The organism is Fontimonas sp. SYSU GA230001, assembly GCF_040066175.1.
Taxonomy (GTDB): Bacteria; Pseudomonadota; Gammaproteobacteria; order Nevskiales; family Nevskiaceae; genus Solimonas.
Genome location: NZ_JBEAAM010000031.1, coordinates 1 through 14,782, shown reverse-complemented (window position 1 = coordinate 14,782; position 14,782 = coordinate 1). Strand labels below are relative to the sequence as shown.

Below are 14,782 nucleotides of genomic sequence, written 5' to 3'. Positions count from 1 at the left end.
CAGATCGGCGCGGCAAAGCCGCTACGCTGGCGACGAGCAGCCCTGCGTGACGGACCATGCGTGTTCCCGACATCAACCTGAATCCCGCGACGGTGGCACCGGCACCCGTGCCGGTGACGCCCGAGCCGGTCGCGGCGCCGGTGCCGGTGACGCCGCCGCCGTCGATCGGTCAGGACCTGCTGCACCTGTCGGCGGACGCCGCGGCACTCGAAGCGCAGGGCGCACGCGACCCGGCCCATCTGCGCGTGCTGGTCCAGGGACTGCTGCAGGTGCTGACCGGCAATCAGCCGCTGCCGCCGGATCTGGCCGTCGTCGAATCGGCCTTGCGTGCACCGCCGCAGGATGGTGAGACGCTGACCCTGCAGATCCACGCGCGGCTGGTGACGCCCGAAGGTGCGCGCCAGGTCATGCGCGCGGAGCTGAGCCTGCAACCCGGCCTGATCCGATACGCGCCGCAGCTGGCCGCCGCGCTGTCCGAGTCGATCGTCGGCGCGGCCGGCACGATCCCGATCATCCAGCTGACCGAGCTGCCGGCGCCACAGCTGCTCGGCTTCCAGCTTGCACTCAACCCGGCGGCGCTGTGGCCGCTGAGCGTGACGATCGCCAGCGGCATGCTGCGTCTGCGCCCCGTCGAGACCGACGAACGCGAGGAACAGGACGAGCGCCCCCCGGCCGCGCAGCGTTCGGTCGGCGAGCAGGTGCGCGACTGGCTCGACCTGCACCGCGAGCGGATGGCGCGGCGCTGATCCTCTGTAGAATGGCTCGGTCCATGGCCGAGCCGAGGGTCTCCGGTGCCGTCGTCCCCGCATCCGCACAGCATTCCCGTCGAAGAGCGCCTGATCGTCGCGCTCGACGTGCCGGCCGCGCCGCAGGCGCGCGAACTGGTGCTGCGCCTCGGCGACACGGTGCGCTTCTACAAGATCGGCCTCGAACTGCTGATGGCGCCGGGCTTCTTCGACCTGCTCGACTGGCTCAAGGCCGAGCACAGGAAGGTGTTCGTCGATCTGAAGTTCTTCGACATCCCGGAGACCGTCGCGCGCGCGGTGCGCAACCTCGCCGAGCGCGGCGCCGACTACTGCACCGTGCACGGCAACCAGTCGATCATGGAAGCGGCGGCGCAGGCCAAGTCCGGCACTCTCAAGGTGCTGGCCGTGACCGCGCTGACCAGCCTCGATCAGGGTGACCTGAACGACCTGGGCTTTGCCTGCAGCGTCGCGGATCTGGTGCTGTCGCGCGCGCGCCGCGCGCTGCAGGCCGGCTGCGACGGCGTGGTCTCGTCCGGTCTCGAAGTCGCGAAGCTTCGCGCCGAGGCACCGCGCGAGCTGATCTGCGTGACGCCCGGCATCCGTCCGGTCGAGAACCGCGTCGAGGCCGATCAGAAGCGCATCATGACGCCGGCTGCGGCGATCGCCGCCGGCGCCGATCACCTGGTCGTCGGCCGGCCGATCCGCGACGCCGCCGACCCGCGCGCGATGGCGGCGAGCATCCAGGCCGAGATCGCGAGCGCGGTTCAGGCGCGACTCAGTAACGCCCGCTAAGGTTTCACTTCGATGATCGAGAACGACAGATTCCTGCGCGCGCTGCGGCGCCAGCCGGTGGACCGCACGCCGGTGTGGATGATGCGCCAGGCCGGCCGCTATCTGCCGGAGTACCGTGCGTCGCGCGCCAAGGCCGGCGACTTCATGAGCCTGTGCCGCAACCCGGAGCTGTGCTGCGAGGTCACGCTGCAGCCGATCGAGCGCTACGGCCTGGACGCCGCGATCCTGTTCTCCGACATCCTGACGATTCCCGATGCGATGGGCCTGGGCCTGCGCTTCGTCGAAGGCGAGGGCCCGGTGTTCGACCGTCCGGTGCGCGATGCGCACGCGATCGAGGCGCTCGGCGTGCCCGATCCGGAGACCGAACTGCGCTACGTGATGGACGCGGTGCGCGCGATCCGCGGCGCGCTCGGTCACCGCCTGCCGCTGATCGGCTTCGCCGGCAGCCCGTGGACGCTGGCGACCTACATGGTCGAGGGTGGCGGCGGTTCGGACTTCACGCGGATCCGGCGCATGGGCTACGACGAGCCGGTCGCGCTCGACAACCTCGTCGCCAAGCTCGCCGCCGCGGTCAGCCTGTACCTCGAAGCACAGGTCCGCGCCGGCGCCGACGCGCTGATGATCTTCGACACCTGGGGCGGCGTGCTGGCGCCGGTCGAGTACCTGCAGTTCTCGCTGGAACCGATGGCGCGCATCGTCGAGCATCTCAAGCGCGTCGCGCCCGAGGTGCCGGTGATCCTGTTCACGAAGAACGGCGGTCAGCATCTCGAAGCGATGGCCGAGACCGGCTGCGACGCGCTGGGCGTGGACTGGACCACCGATCTGGGGAACGCACGCGCGCGCGTCGGGTCCAAGGTGGCGCTGCAGGGCAATCTCGACCCGGCCTGGCTGCTGGCGCGGCCGGAGCGCATCGAGACTGCCGTGGCGCGCGTACTGGCTTCGTATGGACCGGGGCCGGGGCACGTGTTCAACCTGGGCCACGGTATCCTGCAGCAGACGCCGCCGGAACACGCGGCGGCGATGATCGAGGCGGTGCGGGCACTGAGCCCGGAGTACCACAAGACCTGACGGCGCGAGGTGCGGCGATGCTATCGGTGATCTTTCCTCCGACGGTGATGGGCATCCTGACGGCAGTGGTCATCGTCGCGTGGATGGTCGTCAGCTTCATCCTGCTGTCGCCCGCGGCGCTGCTCAAGCTGATCCCGTATCCGCCGCTGCAGCGCGCCTGCAGCCGCTTCACGATCTGGATCGCGACCAACTGGGTGCGCAACAACAAGCTGCTGCTGCGCCTGCTGCACGCGGTGCAATGGGACATCGACCTGCGCGCGCAGCTCGATCCGCGCAGGAACTACCTGCTGATCTCGAATCATCAGTCGTGGATCGACATCCTCGTGCTCTGCGACCTGCTGCATGCACGCACGCCGTTCCCGCGTTTCTTCCTGAAGCGCGAACTGATCTACGTGCCGATCATCGGCATCGCCTGCTGGGCGATGGACTTCCCGTTCATGCGCCGGCACGGCAAGAGCGCGCTGCAGGCCCACCCGGAACTGCGCAACCAGGATCTGGAGACGACGCGCCGCGCCTGCGAGCTGTACCGCACCGAGCCGGTCACGGTGATCAACTTCCTCGAAGGCACGCGCTTCACCGAGGCCAAGCGCGTCGCGCGCCAGTCACCCTACCGCCACCTGCTGCGGCCCAAGGCGGCCGGCATGAGTTTCACGCTCAACGCCATGGGCGAGCAGTTCGCCGGCATCATCGACGTGACCATCGCCTACCAGCCGACCGACAAGCCGCTGTTGTGGAGCTTTGCCTGCGGTGAGCAGAACCAGCTGGCGGTGCACGTCGATCTGCTGCCGATCCCGCCGGAGATGATGGCGGGCGATTACGAGAACGACCCCGAGTTCCGCAAGCGCTTCCAGGCCTGGATCAACGGCATCTGGGCACGCAAGGACGCGCGTCTCGAACGCATGCTCAACACCCGGCCGGCCATGCATGCGCCGCGGCCGGCACACGGCTGATCGCGGTCAGGCGCTCCGCTCGACGCCCTGAGTCCCGGGGTCCGGCGCCGCGCGCCCACTTCCAGCTCCGTCAGCCGCTTACCTGGCAAAGCCGATCATCTCGCGCAGCAGGTCTGCGTCCGGGCTCTTCTCCAGCAGCGCACGCAGGTTCATCATCTCTCGGTCATCGGTGGTTCCTCGGTTTCAGGTTGGTCGTCGAAACCCAAACCTAAACCAGTTGCCACCGATGACCTTCAGAACCTACACCACGACGTGGGACACGACCCGGTCAGGGCGTAGCGCATCGTCAGGTCACGTTCGCCGAGGCATTGCAGCAGCCCGCGGTTGACCGCCATGCCGAGCAACTCGGCGACGAGGTGCGGAGGGAGCTTGATCGCCGCGGCGATCTGCGCCGCGGTTTCGAGGCGCTCCGCGTAGATCAGCTTGATCGTCAGGTCGAGCAGCACTGATCCGTCGATGTGGCTGTCGGCCAGTTGCTCCGGTTCGGCCGGAATGCGCTCCATGAAGCGATCCAGCGCCAACTGCGAGATCGCACCGGCCGCGACCAGGCTCTCGCCCAGCGGGCGGCCGCTTTCGAGCTGCCGTGTGCGCGCGGCCGCGACCTGTTCGTCGCTGGCCAGACCCGCGGCGATGAATAGCTCGTCGAGACGCATCGGCGACTCCTTGCGGTGCGGGAATCGGGACCATAAGGGCCGCCGTGATGATGCGCCGACCTCCGGCACGCGAAAAGGGGGCGGCCGGCCGCACCGGCCCACGCGCTGCGTCGTTCAGGCGGCGTCGGGCAGGTGAATCACCGACGCGCGGCCGCTCGCCAGCTCGTGACCACCGCAGCACAGCGTGAAGCCGTACATCCAGCCGCCGGCGTTGGCGACCAGGCGTTGCGCGACGCATTCGAGCGGCGCGTCCAGGTCATCGAGCCGCGCGACGTTCAGCCGGAAGTCGCGCACTGCCGCGAGCACGCCGGGCCGTGCGCGGCCGGCGGGGGTGTGCCGCGCGAGCCAGCCGCCGTGCACCGCCATCGCCTGTGCGCCGTATTCGATCAGGTGGACGGCCGTCAGCTGGCCGTCGCGGCGCAGGGGATTCCCGGCGCGCCGGTGACTGTCCGTGCGCAGCCGCACGGCGGTTTCGTCCGCCGCGAGCAGTTCGTCCCACAACGACATCGCCCCGGCGTGCGGGATCAGTGCCTCGATGCCGGCGCGATCGAGCAGCACCGTCATCCGCGCAGTGCCACGGCGAGCCGGCGGCCGCCGGCCATCGGCAGCACGACGCGGCCCGGCTGCGCGCGCGCCAGCAAGAGCAGCAACGGCAGGGCGCGCAGCGCCGGGTTGCCCCGGCGTGCGCGTTCCAGGGGTTCGTCGGCGCAGTCCGTTTCCGGCGCGTCGGTCAGGCCGAGCTCCAGCGTGGCGGTGTTGTCCCTTGCATCCGGCGGCTGCAGCCACAGCGCGCAGCTGGCACTGTCCGCGTGTGTGCGCTGCAACGCGATCGGTTCGGGTGCCGGCACGTCGAAGGCGACCAGCAGCACCGGATGCCGTTCGCTGACCACCTGGGTTGCGGCTTCCAGCAATCCCAGTGCGAAGGAGCCGTCGTAGCCGGCCAGTGTCGTCGATGGTGCGCGCGCGCCGGTGGCGATGCCCCAGTAGCCGGCCGCGGCGTTGTGCACCGAGTTGTGGAAGTCGGTCGGTGACACGACGTGCCCGGGGCTGGTCAGCGCGCCGCAGATGCGGTTGAGGATGTTGAGATCGCCGTCGGAGCTGGCAAAGACCGTCGCCAGCGCCGAGGCATCGCGTCCGGCGATCGCCTCCTCGCCGGCGCGGAAGGCCTGGCGTACTGCCGCGGTCGCGCGGCGGCGCTCGTTGGCCGGCAGCAGGACGGGCGCGTAGGCGGCCAGCGTCGCCGGCTGGTAGGGCCGTTCGCCGCGCAGGACCGCGGCGCCCTCGGCCCAGCTCGGCAGGCCCGGCGCCGACAGGCCGACCGACAGCACGCCGACGGTCATCATGCCGCGCGCCCCAGGATCAGGCTGGCGTTGTTGCCGCCGAAGCCGAACGAGTTGGACAGCGCCGCACGGATCGTCGCGCGCTGCGGCTGCAGGACGATGTTGCCTTCGATCGCCGGATCCTTCTCGCGCGTCGTGATCGATGCCGGCAGGAAGCCGTGTTCGACCGCCAGTGCCGCGATCACCGCTTCGACGATGCCGGCCGCGCCGAGCGTGTGCCCGGTGTAGCCCTTGGTCGAGCTGCACGGGGTCTGCGCACCGAACACGCGCATCACCGCGCGATCCTCGCTGGCATCGTTGGCGGGGGTGGCGGTGCCGTGCAGGTTGACGTAACCGATGTCTGCGGCGTGCAGCCCGGCGCGTTCCAGCGCATCGCGCATCGCCAGCTGCGCGCCGCGGCCGTCCGGATCCGGCGCCGACATGTGATAGGCGTCCGAGGATTCGCCATAGCCCAGCAGGGCCAGATCGCCAGACCGTGCGCCGCGCTCCAGCAGCGCGAAACCGGCGGCCTCGCCGATCGAGATGCCCTTGCGGTGCACGTCGGCCGGGCGGCAGATGTCGTCGGCGATCAGCTGCAGCGAATGGAATCCGTACAGTGTCGTCAGGCACAGACTGTCGATGCCGCCGACCACCGCGGCATCGCACCAGCCGGCGTCGAGCGCGCGGTACGCGGCAGCGAACACCTTGGCGCTGGACGAGCAGGCCGTGCAGATCGCCAGCGCCGGGCCCTGCAGTCCGAGCTGCAGGCGCACGAACTCGGCCGCCGCGTGCGGGTTGTGGGTCGTCCGGTAGTCGTAGTCGGCCGGCAGCCGGCCGGTGCCGGGGTCGATCGCCCGGTAGGCATGCTCGGTGCTGAGCATGCCGGAGGTGCTGGTACCGACGAACACGCCGACACGATCGGCACCGTGACGCTGCGCGGATGCGGCGACCGCGGCGCGGAAACCGTCCTGGTCCAGCGCCCGCTCGGACAGGCGGTTGTTGCGGCAGTCCCATGCCGCCCAGGTCCCGGTCAGCGGCACGTCGAGCCCTTCGACCGCGCCGGTCCAGCACGGCAGGTCGCAGTGCTCGAAGGGCGTCTGTGACAGGCCGCTGCGTCCCTGCTCCAGGGCGGCGCGCTGCGCGGCCAGTCCATGTCCGAGAGCGGAGGTGGCGGTCATCGCCGCCAGGCGCAAGGGTTTCATGGGGCCCAGAAATCGTAGAAGTTGAACCAGTTGTACGGCGCTGCGCGCACATAGTGCGCGAGACGGTCGGCGTAGCGCTGGGCATGGGCCTGGATCGCTGTGTCACGCTGTGCGCGCGGCAGCACGACGCGTTCGGCGAGCAGCTCGAAATGCGCGTCGTAGTCCAGGCCGCCACGGTAGATGCCGAAGCCGATGACGACCGGTACGTTGAGTACGCCGGCGAGGATCCACGGCGTGGCCGGCAGCCTGGCCTTGCCGCCGAGGAAATCCACCGTGACCGTGCGCTCGCCCGCGCGCGCGCGATCGGCCATCAGTCCGACCATCGCGCCGCCGTCGAGCGCCTGCTTGATCGCCAGCATCAGCGTCGGCCCGGGTTGCGACGCGTCGATCACGGACTTCGCCGCCTGCGGGTTGGTCTGTTCCAGGAGCTGCGTGAACATGCGGCCGTGCGCGCGGTCGAGCACGATGCGCAGCGGCACCTCGTGCTGGGTGCTGCTCGGATCGTGGCGCACCTCGAACGAACCGAAATGGGCGACGAGGATCAGGCACCCGCCGCGGCGCTGGATGCGGTACACCTCGTCGGGGCGATGCCGCGTCACCCGCGGGGCCTGTCCGGTCCCGATCAGCCAGAAGACGCGGTCCAGCGACACCGCCGCGAAGGTGAAGAAGTGTCGGGCGACGTCGCGCCAGCCGGGTTCGCGCTGCAGCGCGCGGCGCAGGTAGTCGCGCGAGGCGGCACGTGCCGCGCGCCCGGTGAGCAGGAAGTATGCGGTGATCGGGTACAGGACCAGCCGCGCGACACGCCGGCCGAGCATGCGCGCGATCCAGAACAGCAGGCGCATCGCCCACAGCGCGCCGCGCTCGTTCTGCCGCTCCCAGCTGGCGGCCACGCCCGCCACGTCAGCTGGCCATCGACAGTTCCATGTCGGCCCCGCCGCGGCAGGCCTCGACCAGCGCGGTGAGACGGCGCTTGCCGACGCCGACATAGGGATTGTTGGTGTCCCAGCCGTAGCCGGCGAGCACCGAGCAGATCATGCGCTGGATCTTCTCGTTCTTGCGCGGGTGGAAGAAGATGTCGGCCAGTCCGCCGTCGTACCAGTGCTCGACGAAGCCGCGGAAGGTCTCGACGCCGATCTTCAGCGGCTTGGCGAATTCGTTCTCCCAGTCCACCGGCTGGCCCCTGAGCTGGCGGCCGAGCACGTCCGCGGCGAGGTCCGCGGATTTCATCGCGATGCACACGCCGGAGGAGAACACCGGGTCGAGGAACTCGGCGGCATTGCCGAGCAGCGCCCAGCCCGGACCGTGCAGCGCCTTCACATTGGCCGCGTAGCCGCGCAGCTCGCCGACCGGATTCGCCGGCTTGGCGTGCTTCAGCAGTTCGCGCAGCGAATCGACCTCGTTGACGATGGTCCACAGGCGCTGCTCCGGCGTTCCCTGATAGCGGTCGTGAAACTCGGCGCTGGCGACCACGCCCATCGACACGCGGCCGTTGGAGAACGGAATCACCCAGAACCAGACGTCGCGGCGCTCGGGATGGATGACGACGAGGATCTTCTGCCGGTCGAAGGCTCCGGACGGGATGTGGTCGTACACCTGGGTGAACAGCGCCGAGCGCACCGGGAAGTTCGACGGGGTTTCCAGGTCGAGCAGGCGCGGCAGCGTGCGGCCGAAGCCGCTGGCGTCGAGCACGAAGCGCGGCCGGTGCGTCTCGATCGTGCCGTCCTTGGTGCGTGCGGTGACGGTCGGCTTGCCGTCGGTGAAATCGACCGCGGTGATCTCGACCTCGTAGCGCACCTGTGCGCCCTGGCGCTCGGCCTCGTCGATCAGGATCTTGTCGAACTCGTCGCGCGGCACCTCGAAGGTGAAGCCCGGCCCCGGCGAGAACTTGAGCGGGAACTTGAACTGGTGGACCTGGCCACGGTAGTGGAACACCGCGCCGTCCTTGTACTGGAAGCTGGCGCCCATCACCGCCTCCATCATGCCGGCCTTCTCGATGAACTCCATGCTCGCCGGCAGCATGCTCTCGCCGATCGAGAAACGCGGGAATTTCTGGCGCTCCAGCACCAGAACCTTGAACCCCTGGCGCACGAGGAATGCGGCCGCGGTCGAGCCCGACGGGCCCGCGCCGATGATCAAGACGTCGGTCATGTGTGTATCCCTGAGTGGAACGGCATTATCCGGCATCGTTCGTGAACGACAACAGGCCCTGCACGTGCAGCTGCGGCGCCTCGGCGCCGCCGGATTCGCAGCGGAACCGCAGCTGCGTGCCGTGCTCGGTCCAGCAGATCGAGAACGGCGTGCCGGGGCGCAGCGGCTGCACGAACTTCAGATTCGGAATCCCGGTCAGGCGGCGCGGTCCTGCGCCGGCCGGAGCGGCCTGCACGGCCGCGAGCACGCGTTCGAGCAGCACCACGCCCGGCACGATCGGATTGCCCGGGAAGTGGCCGGCGATCGACGGGTGATCGGCGGCGACGCAGTCCGTGCGGCGCTGTTCAGTCATGCAGCATCTCGATCAGCCGCCGGCGCGGCAGCTTGCCCAGTTCGTTGCGCGGCAGCCGTTCGACCTTGCGCAGCGGCCGTGGCAGGAACACCGGGTCGATCTGCTGCGCCAGCGCCTGCAGGATGGCGGATTCGCTCAAGTCCGGGGCGACGACCAGCGCCGCCGGGCGCGCCGCCTCGCCATCCGTGGCGGCGAAGATCACCGCATCGATCACGCCCGGAATCGCCTGCAGCTTCTGCGTCAGGTCGGCGAGCGAGGCGCGCTTGCCGGCGACCTTGAGCAGGTCGCCGCTGCGGCCGAGCAGGCGGAAGGTTTCCGCGTCGATCGGTTCGAGGACGTCCTGCAGCGGCACCGCTTCCGGCAGGTGATCCGCCTGCACCGTCGTCAGTCCTTCGCGCTCGACCAGGCACCGGCCCGGCAACAGCCGCCAGGCCGGGCCGTCCAGCGTGCGCCGCGTCGCCGTGCTGCCGGCCTCGGTGCAGCCATAGATCTCCAGCACCGGCGCGCCCCAGGCCGACTCGCAGGCCGCGGCCAGCGACTCGGTCAGCGGCGCGGTCGCCGACAGCACGAAGCGCAGCGGCGGCAGCGCCGTCTGCGACTCGATCAGCGCGCGCAGATGCACCGGCGTGGTCACCAGCACCCGCGGCGCCGGCAGTTCGTGCAGAGCCCGCGCCACGTCGGCCGGAAAGAACGGCCGGCCGTCGTGCAGCGCGCAGGCGCCGGACAGCGCCAGCAGGACGGTGGTTTCGAGGCCGTACATGTGCTGCGACGGCACGGTGGCGGTGATGTGCGCCGGTGCACCGTCGAGCAGGTGCTGCGACAGCTGCGCGCCGATCGCGCACAGCGTGTCCCAGCGCTTGGGCTGCGGCTGCGGCGTGCCGGTGCTGCCGGAGGTGAACAGGATGGCGGCGAGATGGTCGGCGCCGAGCGTGGGCGAGGCGCTCGCGCGGCCCGTGTCGATGAGCGGGAGGTCCGCATCGGTCAGCGGGTAACTGTCCGCATAGGCCCGGTGCAGTTCGGCGACCGCCGCGGGCACCGGGCTGGATGGCAGCAGGCTGGTCTGGCCGCGCAGACTGGCGGCGGCGAAGCCGAGCAGGAAGCGATAGCGATTCATGCACAGATTGATCGCATGACGGCCGGCGGGCAGCCGTTCCGCCAGCGCCTGCGCCTGTGCGACGAACTCGCCCTGCGTGATCCAGCGGCCCTCGTGCCGCGCCAGCGGGGCGTCGGGGCGGAAAGCGGAGATCAGCGGCAGCTGCATGATCAGCCGGTGGTGCGGCGGTGGCGGGCCACCGTGCGGATGTGGTCGAGAAATCCGCGGTGCGGATGCTGCGGGAAGCGCCAGCGGCGATAGCCATATTCGAGCGCGAACAGCAGGCCGATCGCCACGTAATTGAGCACGTTGGTGAGCAGCGACCACCACTGGATCTCGCCGAGCGCGATCAGCGCCAGGGCCAACACGAACATCAGCACGAAGGCCGCAGTCCACAGCTGCGTCAGCTGGCGGGTGTACACGGCCAGATCCGGGGCGAGCATCCCGCCGCGCTCGATCCGGGCGATCCGGCTGATCAGCGGCTCGCGACCGTCACGCAGGCTGGCGCCAAACAGCGCGGCCAGCGCGGCCGGAATCGCCAGCGACGGGGCATAGACGGCGTAGCGGACGGCGTCGGAGTGCGCCAAGGCGTACAGCAGCGCGCCGCCGAGTACGAGGAGCGCCCAGGCCCAGGGTCGCGGCGCGGCCAGCGGCTTGTAGAGCACGACCGCAACCAGCACCAGGAGGCCCGCCAGCGCCAGGCCCGGCGCATCGAGCACGACTCCGGCGTGCACCAGCGCCGGATAGGCCAGGAACAGCAGGATCGGCAGCACCTTCATGCGAGTGCCCCGAACGGGGCATCAGGCGGCGCGCCGCTCCGCGACCAGCGCCGTCAGGCTGCGCAGCGACTCGAAGGCCTTCTTGACGGTCTCGTCTTCGGAGCGCAGCTCGACGCCGTAGCGCTGCTTGATGGCCAGGGCCATCTCCAGCGCGTCGATCGAGTCCAGCCCCCAGCCGTTGCGATCGGCGCCGAACAGCGGCGCGGACGGATCGACCGCCGCGGCATCGATGTGTTCGAGGTTCAGCGCCGCAACCAGCAGTTCCGCCATCTCGCGCTCTGCGGCGCTTTGTCCCGTGGCCGTCATCACTTCCGTCACCTGGTAAGTCCCCCGAGGGGATGTCTGTCCGTGCTCGCCCGTATAATCCCCGCCAAGGCCGCACGGCGCCGGAACAACCGGAGCTCAAGGCCCGACGAGGTGCAACGGGAGGGGTCCCGGCGGCATCCGCGCCCCGGGCGCGGCCCGCAGCCCCGCCCGACCCAGGCCCCATGGAATCATCATACACCGGCAGCCGCGCAGGGTGCGGCCGCACGAGCGAATGCGCGGATCCTGCCCCGCGATGGCCCCGATGACCGCCCACATCTTCAACAGCCGCGCCTTGCGCTGCGAATACGTTGCCCCCGACACCGCGCTGCCGGCGGGCGCGCTCGGGCGCGTGGAGTTCGGCCGTGGTGCGCGCGGCGACGACGACCCGCGCCGTGTGCGCGTCGGCCTGGAGGCGCTCGAACTGCCGTGCTGGGCCGAGCAATGGGTCAGCACCCGGCCGGTGCGTTCCGGCCGTGCCGACGGTTTCGGCTACAGCCACGACGGCGAAGTGCTGTTCGGGCAGATCCACCTGCCCGAAGCGGAGCTGGTGGACCTCGAGCGCGCGACGCTCAAGCTCTACGTGCACATCGAGCAGCTGCTGCGCAAGCTCGGCTATCCCCACTGCCTGCGCATGTGGAACTTCCTCGCCGGCATCAACGCCGGCGAAGGCGACCACGAACGCTATCGCCTGTTCAGCGCCGGCCGCAGCCGCGCACTGGCGCTCAAACCGGATTTCGAGCAGCGCCTGCCGGCGGCCACCGCGATCGGCATGGCCGAACCGGGGCTGGTGGTGTACTTCCTCGCCGGCAAGCAGCCGGGGCAGCCGGTCGAGAACCCACGTCAGGTCAGCGCCTACCGCTACCCGCGGCAGTACGGCCCGCGCAGTCCCAGCTTCGCGCGCGCGACGCTGATCGGTGCAGGCGCGGACTCGCGCCTGCTGGTGTCCGGTACCGCCAGCGTGGTTGGGCACGAGAGCGTCCACCCCGGCGATCCGGTGCTTCAGCTCGACGAGACGCTGCGCAACTTCGACGCGCTGATCGACAACGCGCTCGCGCGGCATTTCGGCGGCCTGCCGCGCGCGGCGGTCCATGCGGAGTCGGTCAAGCTGTACCTGCGCGATCCCGGCCTGCTGCCCGCATTGCGTGGGCAGTTGACGCGGCTGCGCGGCGCCGGCGACGTGCCGCTGCTGGTGCTGCATGGCGACATCTGCCGCAGCGACCTGATCCTGGAAGCCGAAGCGGTGTTCCGCATCGACGCACCGCTGTGAGCGCGCAGGTCTCGCGGCGTTCCTCCCTGATGCGGGCGCTCGACCGGCGCTGGCGGCAGTTCGCGACGGGGCTGTGCTTCGTCGTGTTCGGCGTCGTCGGCGTGGTCTGCGGGCTGACGATCTTCCCGGCCGCCTGCCTGACGACGCGCGACCCGCGAGTGGCCAAGCGCCGCGCGCAGTGGATCGTCTGGCGCTGGTTCCACCTGTTCTCGCACCTGATGCGCGTCGTCGGGGTGATTTCGTGGGAGATCCACGGCGCCGAGAAGCTGCGCCGGCGCGGCCAGCTGATCATCGCCAACCATCCGACACTGATCGACGTCGTGCTGCTGATCGGCTACATCCCGGAAGTCGATTGCATCGTCAAGGAAGCGCTGTTCCGGAATCCGTTCACGCGCTTCCCGATCCGCTGGGCGGGATACATCGGCAACGGCTCCGGCAGCGGTGCGCCGCCGACGCAGCTGGTCGAGGACTGCGCGGCGACGCTCAAGGCCGGCAACTCGCTGCTGATCTTCCCCGAAGGCACGCGCAGCGTGCCCGGCCGGCCGATCCACATCCCGCACGGCACGGCGCGCATCGCGCTGGAGGCCGGCGTGCCGGTGCTGCCGGTGACGATCCGCTGCGAGCCGATCATGCTCAGCAAGCACGTGCCCTGGCACCGTGTGCCGGAGCGGCCCGGGCACTACCGCATCGAGGTCGGCGAGCCGGCCGACGTGCGCCATTACCTGCGCGAGGCGCCGAACACCGCGATCGCCGCCCGGCGCCTGTCGCAGGACTGGATGCGCTATTTCGAGCAGCGCCGCGGGGAGGCCCCCGGCGCCCCGGCCGGCACGCTGCCGGCGGCGCCGGTGGCGTGACACAATACCGTCCGCGTCATCACCCGCAGAGCCTGCAAGGCCATGTCCACGCCCAGCAAAGAAGAGATCTTCGAGCGCGTCAAATCCCTGCTCGTCGAGCTGTTCGAGGTCGATCCGGCCAAGATCAGCCTCGAGGCGCAGCTCTACCAGGATCTGGAGGTCGATAGCATCGACGCCATCGACCTGATCCTGCAGCTCAAGGACTACACCGGCAAGAAGGTGCGGCCCGAGGATTTCAAGCACGTGCGCAGTGTCGGCGACGTCGTCGATGCCGTGCAGGCCCTGTTCGCCACGCCCTGAGCGGCGGCCCGACCGGACCCGGCACGCGGATGCTCGCCGAACTCCGTCCCGAGGCCGTCGTGCGCGACGGTGATCGCGTCGAGCTGCGCATCCGCATCGAACCGTCGCTGGATGTCTTTCCGGACCATTTCCCCGAATACCCGATGCTGCCCGGCGTCGTTCAGCTGGGCTGGGCGGTGCGCGCGGCGCAGCGCGAGTGCGGCATGCCCGGCGAGCTCGCGCGCCTGAGCGGGCTCAAGTTCATGCAGCCGCTGCGCCCGGGCGACCGTCTGACCCTGCGCCTCGAGAAGCTGGGCGCGCAGGACGTTGCCTTCAGCTACGTCGCCGGCGCTACCGTGCACTCGTCCGGGCGCCTGCGCTTCAATGCCGCCGCGGCCTCCCCTTCTCTACGTCCGACGTAGGTAGCGCCTGCGCATTGGAACAATCCGGACCGCCGCCGCGTTCTTGCCACGCAAGCGAAAGCAAATAAATCGCAATCTGTCAATTGGCCGGATGGCTAGTTGCTTTTGTAAGAATTCGACCCGTACTGTTGTACGGCAAGACTTACAGCAACCCGCCGGGTTGCAACGGGGAGTGGGGAATGTCCAGCCTAATGTCATGTCTGCGGCTTGCTGCCGCGTCGGTTCTGCTTGTGTCAAGCACAGCTTTCGCGCTCGATCCGTCGCAGATTCGACAACAACTTAGAGGTCTCGCCGCTGCTGAGATCCTGAATCCGGCATCCGACCTCAAGGCGCCACTAAGCGCCACCCAGGAGGACGAAACTGTCTCGATCTTGAGTCAAGACGAGCAGGTCTTGGGCGCTCTCGCGCTTGACAAGAAGCTTGTCGCCACAGCGATGGAGAGGCACGTTTTCAGGCTCTTCGTGATTCCGTGTGGGTGATTTGACGCCCATGCTCCGGCTGCAACCCGCTCTGGCATTGACGATGAGGTTGTCGGCGGTGCGTCGGAAATCT

The 14,782-nt window shown here is 69.7% G+C and carries 19 protein-coding genes; 8 read left to right on the top strand and 11 right to left on the bottom strand.

The features are described 5' to 3' along the window. Positions 1-56: 56 nt before the first annotated feature. From AAG565_RS14225 to AAG565_RS14210, 4 genes are read left to right on the top strand one after another with little or no spacing between them, the layout of a single operon-like run. A complete protein-coding gene (locus AAG565_RS14225) occupies positions 57-746 on the top strand; it encodes a hypothetical protein (RefSeq protein WP_348820299.1) in 690 nt (229 codons plus the stop codon). 45 nt (positions 747-791) lie between these two features. Beyond that, entirely contained in the window at positions 792-1,538 is a 747-nt protein-coding gene (gene pyrF, locus AAG565_RS14220) for an orotidine-5'-phosphate decarboxylase (RefSeq protein WP_348820298.1), read from the top strand. Positions 1,539-1,550: 12 nt separating this feature from the next. Next, a complete protein-coding gene (gene hemE, locus AAG565_RS14215; RefSeq protein ID WP_348820297.1) occupies positions 1,551-2,606 on the top strand; it encodes a uroporphyrinogen decarboxylase in 1,056 nt (351 codons plus the stop codon). 17 nt (positions 2,607-2,623) lie between these two features. Continuing rightward, a complete protein-coding gene (locus AAG565_RS14210; RefSeq protein ID WP_348820296.1) occupies positions 2,624-3,556 on the top strand; it encodes an acyltransferase in 933 nt (310 codons plus the stop codon). Between the two features lie 233 nt (positions 3,557-3,789). On the opposite strand, the gene AAG565_RS14205 is transcribed toward AAG565_RS14210, so the two are convergent. From AAG565_RS14205 to AAG565_RS14160, 10 genes are all read right to left on the bottom strand, one after another. After that, positions 3,790-4,209: a hypothetical protein gene (locus tag AAG565_RS14205; RefSeq protein ID WP_348820295.1), complete on the bottom strand. Its 420-nt coding sequence runs from the start codon at positions 4,207-4,209 to the stop codon at positions 3,790-3,792. Between the two features lie 114 nt (positions 4,210-4,323). Next, positions 4,324-4,773: a hypothetical protein gene (locus AAG565_RS14200; protein ID WP_348820294.1), complete on the bottom strand. Its 450-nt coding sequence runs from the start codon at positions 4,771-4,773 to the stop codon at positions 4,324-4,326. After that, complete coding sequence (locus AAG565_RS14195) at positions 4,770-5,552, bottom strand: beta-ketoacyl synthase chain length factor (protein WP_348820293.1); 783 nt, start codon at positions 5,550-5,552, stop codon at positions 4,770-4,772. The genes AAG565_RS14200 and AAG565_RS14195 overlap by 4 nt, the downstream gene beginning before the upstream one ends. Next, positions 5,549-6,730: a beta-ketoacyl-[acyl-carrier-protein] synthase family protein gene (locus tag AAG565_RS14190; RefSeq protein ID WP_348820292.1), complete on the bottom strand. Its 1,182-nt coding sequence runs from the start codon at positions 6,728-6,730 to the stop codon at positions 5,549-5,551. Before AAG565_RS14190 ends, AAG565_RS14195 begins: the two co-directional genes overlap by 4 nt. Continuing rightward, positions 6,727-7,629, bottom strand: a complete 903-nt coding sequence (locus AAG565_RS14185; protein WP_348820291.1) for a lipid A biosynthesis acyltransferase — start codon at positions 7,627-7,629, stop codon at positions 6,727-6,729. Before AAG565_RS14185 ends, AAG565_RS14190 begins: the two co-directional genes overlap by 4 nt. A gap of 1 nt (position 7,630) precedes the next feature. Beyond that, positions 7,631-8,878 carry an NAD(P)/FAD-dependent oxidoreductase gene (locus AAG565_RS14180; RefSeq protein ID WP_348820290.1) on the bottom strand — a complete coding sequence of 416 codons (1,248 nt, stop codon included), beginning with the start codon at positions 8,876-8,878 and terminating at the stop codon, positions 7,631-7,633. A gap of 25 nt (positions 8,879-8,903) precedes the next feature. Next, the gene (locus AAG565_RS14175) at positions 8,904-9,230 is read right to left on the bottom strand and encodes a hypothetical protein (protein ID WP_348820289.1); all 327 of its coding nucleotides are present in this window, start codon (positions 9,228-9,230) and stop codon (positions 8,904-8,906) included. Next, positions 9,223-10,491 (bottom strand): AMP-binding protein, encoded by a 1,269-nt coding sequence (locus tag AAG565_RS14170; RefSeq protein WP_348820288.1) that lies wholly within the window; start codon positions 10,489-10,491, stop codon positions 9,223-9,225. Before AAG565_RS14170 ends, AAG565_RS14175 begins: the two co-directional genes overlap by 8 nt. A gap of 2 nt (positions 10,492-10,493) precedes the next feature. After that, positions 10,494-11,102, bottom strand: a complete 609-nt coding sequence (locus AAG565_RS14165; protein WP_348820287.1) for a hypothetical protein — start codon at positions 11,100-11,102, stop codon at positions 10,494-10,496. A gap of 21 nt (positions 11,103-11,123) precedes the next feature. Beyond that, positions 11,124-11,408 (bottom strand): phosphopantetheine-binding protein, encoded by a 285-nt coding sequence (locus tag AAG565_RS14160; protein WP_348820285.1) that lies wholly within the window; start codon positions 11,406-11,408, stop codon positions 11,124-11,126. A gap of 262 nt (positions 11,409-11,670) precedes the next feature. Between AAG565_RS14160 and AAG565_RS14155 the strand changes: the two genes are divergently transcribed. Genes AAG565_RS14155 through AAG565_RS14140 form a run of 4 tightly spaced genes read left to right on the top strand, consistent with a single transcriptional unit; the run spans position 11,671 to position 14,230 of the window. Beyond that, the gene (locus AAG565_RS14155) at positions 11,671-12,675 is read left to right on the top strand and encodes a pteridine-dependent deoxygenase (protein WP_348820284.1); all 1,005 of its coding nucleotides are present in this window, start codon (positions 11,671-11,673) and stop codon (positions 12,673-12,675) included. A gap of 29 nt (positions 12,676-12,704) precedes the next feature. Next, positions 12,705-13,529, top strand: coding sequence for a lysophospholipid acyltransferase family protein (locus tag AAG565_RS14150; RefSeq protein ID WP_348820283.1), 825 nt, complete (start codon positions 12,705-12,707; stop codon positions 13,527-13,529). Between the two features lie 42 nt (positions 13,530-13,571). Then, entirely contained in the window at positions 13,572-13,829 is a 258-nt protein-coding gene (locus AAG565_RS14145; protein WP_348820282.1) for an acyl carrier protein, read from the top strand. Positions 13,830-13,858: 29 nt separating this feature from the next. Continuing rightward, entirely contained in the window at positions 13,859-14,230 is a 372-nt protein-coding gene (locus tag AAG565_RS14140) for a hypothetical protein (RefSeq protein ID WP_348820280.1), read from the top strand. A gap of 335 nt (positions 14,231-14,565) precedes the next feature. Here AAG565_RS14140 and AAG565_RS14135 read toward each other — a convergent pair. After that, positions 14,566-14,782 (bottom strand): hypothetical protein (locus AAG565_RS14135; RefSeq protein ID WP_348820279.1); only part of this gene is annotated, 217 nt, incomplete at its 5' end.

What these genes read in the sequence shown, in the direction of transcription:
- AAG565_RS14210 (WP_348820296.1), top strand. Translation starts at nt 2,624, where the DNA reads ATGCTATCGGTGATCTTTCCTCCGACGGTGATGGGCATCCTGACGGCA.
- AAG565_RS14140 (WP_348820280.1), top strand. Translation starts at nt 13,859, where the DNA reads ATGCTCGCCGAACTCCGTCCCGAGGCCGTCGTGCGCGACGGTGATCGC.
- AAG565_RS14170 (WP_348820288.1), bottom strand. Translation starts at nt 10,491, where the DNA reads ATGCAGCTGCCGCTGATCTCCGCTTTCCGCCCCGACGCCCCGCTGGCG.
- AAG565_RS14225 (WP_348820299.1), top strand. Translation starts at nt 57, where the DNA reads ATGCGTGTTCCCGACATCAACCTGAATCCCGCGACGGTGGCACCGGCA.
- AAG565_RS14175 (WP_348820289.1), bottom strand. Translation starts at nt 9,230, where the DNA reads ATGACTGAACAGCGCCGCACGGACTGCGTCGCCGCCGATCACCCGTCG.
- AAG565_RS14155 (WP_348820284.1), top strand. Translation starts at nt 11,671, where the DNA reads ATGACCGCCCACATCTTCAACAGCCGCGCCTTGCGCTGCGAATACGTT.
- AAG565_RS14150 (WP_348820283.1), top strand. Translation starts at nt 12,705, where the DNA reads ATGCGGGCGCTCGACCGGCGCTGGCGGCAGTTCGCGACGGGGCTGTGC.
- AAG565_RS14200 (WP_348820294.1), bottom strand. Translation starts at nt 4,773, where the DNA reads ATGACGGTGCTGCTCGATCGCGCCGGCATCGAGGCACTGATCCCGCAC.
- AAG565_RS14160 (WP_348820285.1), bottom strand. Translation starts at nt 11,408, where the DNA reads ATGACGGCCACGGGACAAAGCGCCGCAGAGCGCGAGATGGCGGAACTG.
- AAG565_RS14180 (WP_348820290.1), bottom strand. Translation starts at nt 8,878, where the DNA reads ATGACCGACGTCTTGATCATCGGCGCGGGCCCGTCGGGCTCGACCGCG.
- AAG565_RS14195 (WP_348820293.1), bottom strand. Translation starts at nt 5,552, where the DNA reads ATGATGACCGTCGGCGTGCTGTCGGTCGGCCTGTCGGCGCCGGGCCTG.
- AAG565_RS14190 (WP_348820292.1), bottom strand. Translation starts at nt 6,730, where the DNA reads ATGAAACCCTTGCGCCTGGCGGCGATGACCGCCACCTCCGCTCTCGGA.
- AAG565_RS14145 (WP_348820282.1), top strand. Translation starts at nt 13,572, where the DNA reads ATGTCCACGCCCAGCAAAGAAGAGATCTTCGAGCGCGTCAAATCCCTG.
- AAG565_RS14165 (WP_348820287.1), bottom strand. Translation starts at nt 11,102, where the DNA reads ATGAAGGTGCTGCCGATCCTGCTGTTCCTGGCCTATCCGGCGCTGGTG.
- AAG565_RS14205 (WP_348820295.1), bottom strand. Translation starts at nt 4,209, where the DNA reads ATGCGTCTCGACGAGCTATTCATCGCCGCGGGTCTGGCCAGCGACGAA.
- hemE (WP_348820297.1), top strand. Translation starts at nt 1,551, where the DNA reads ATGATCGAGAACGACAGATTCCTGCGCGCGCTGCGGCGCCAGCCGGTG.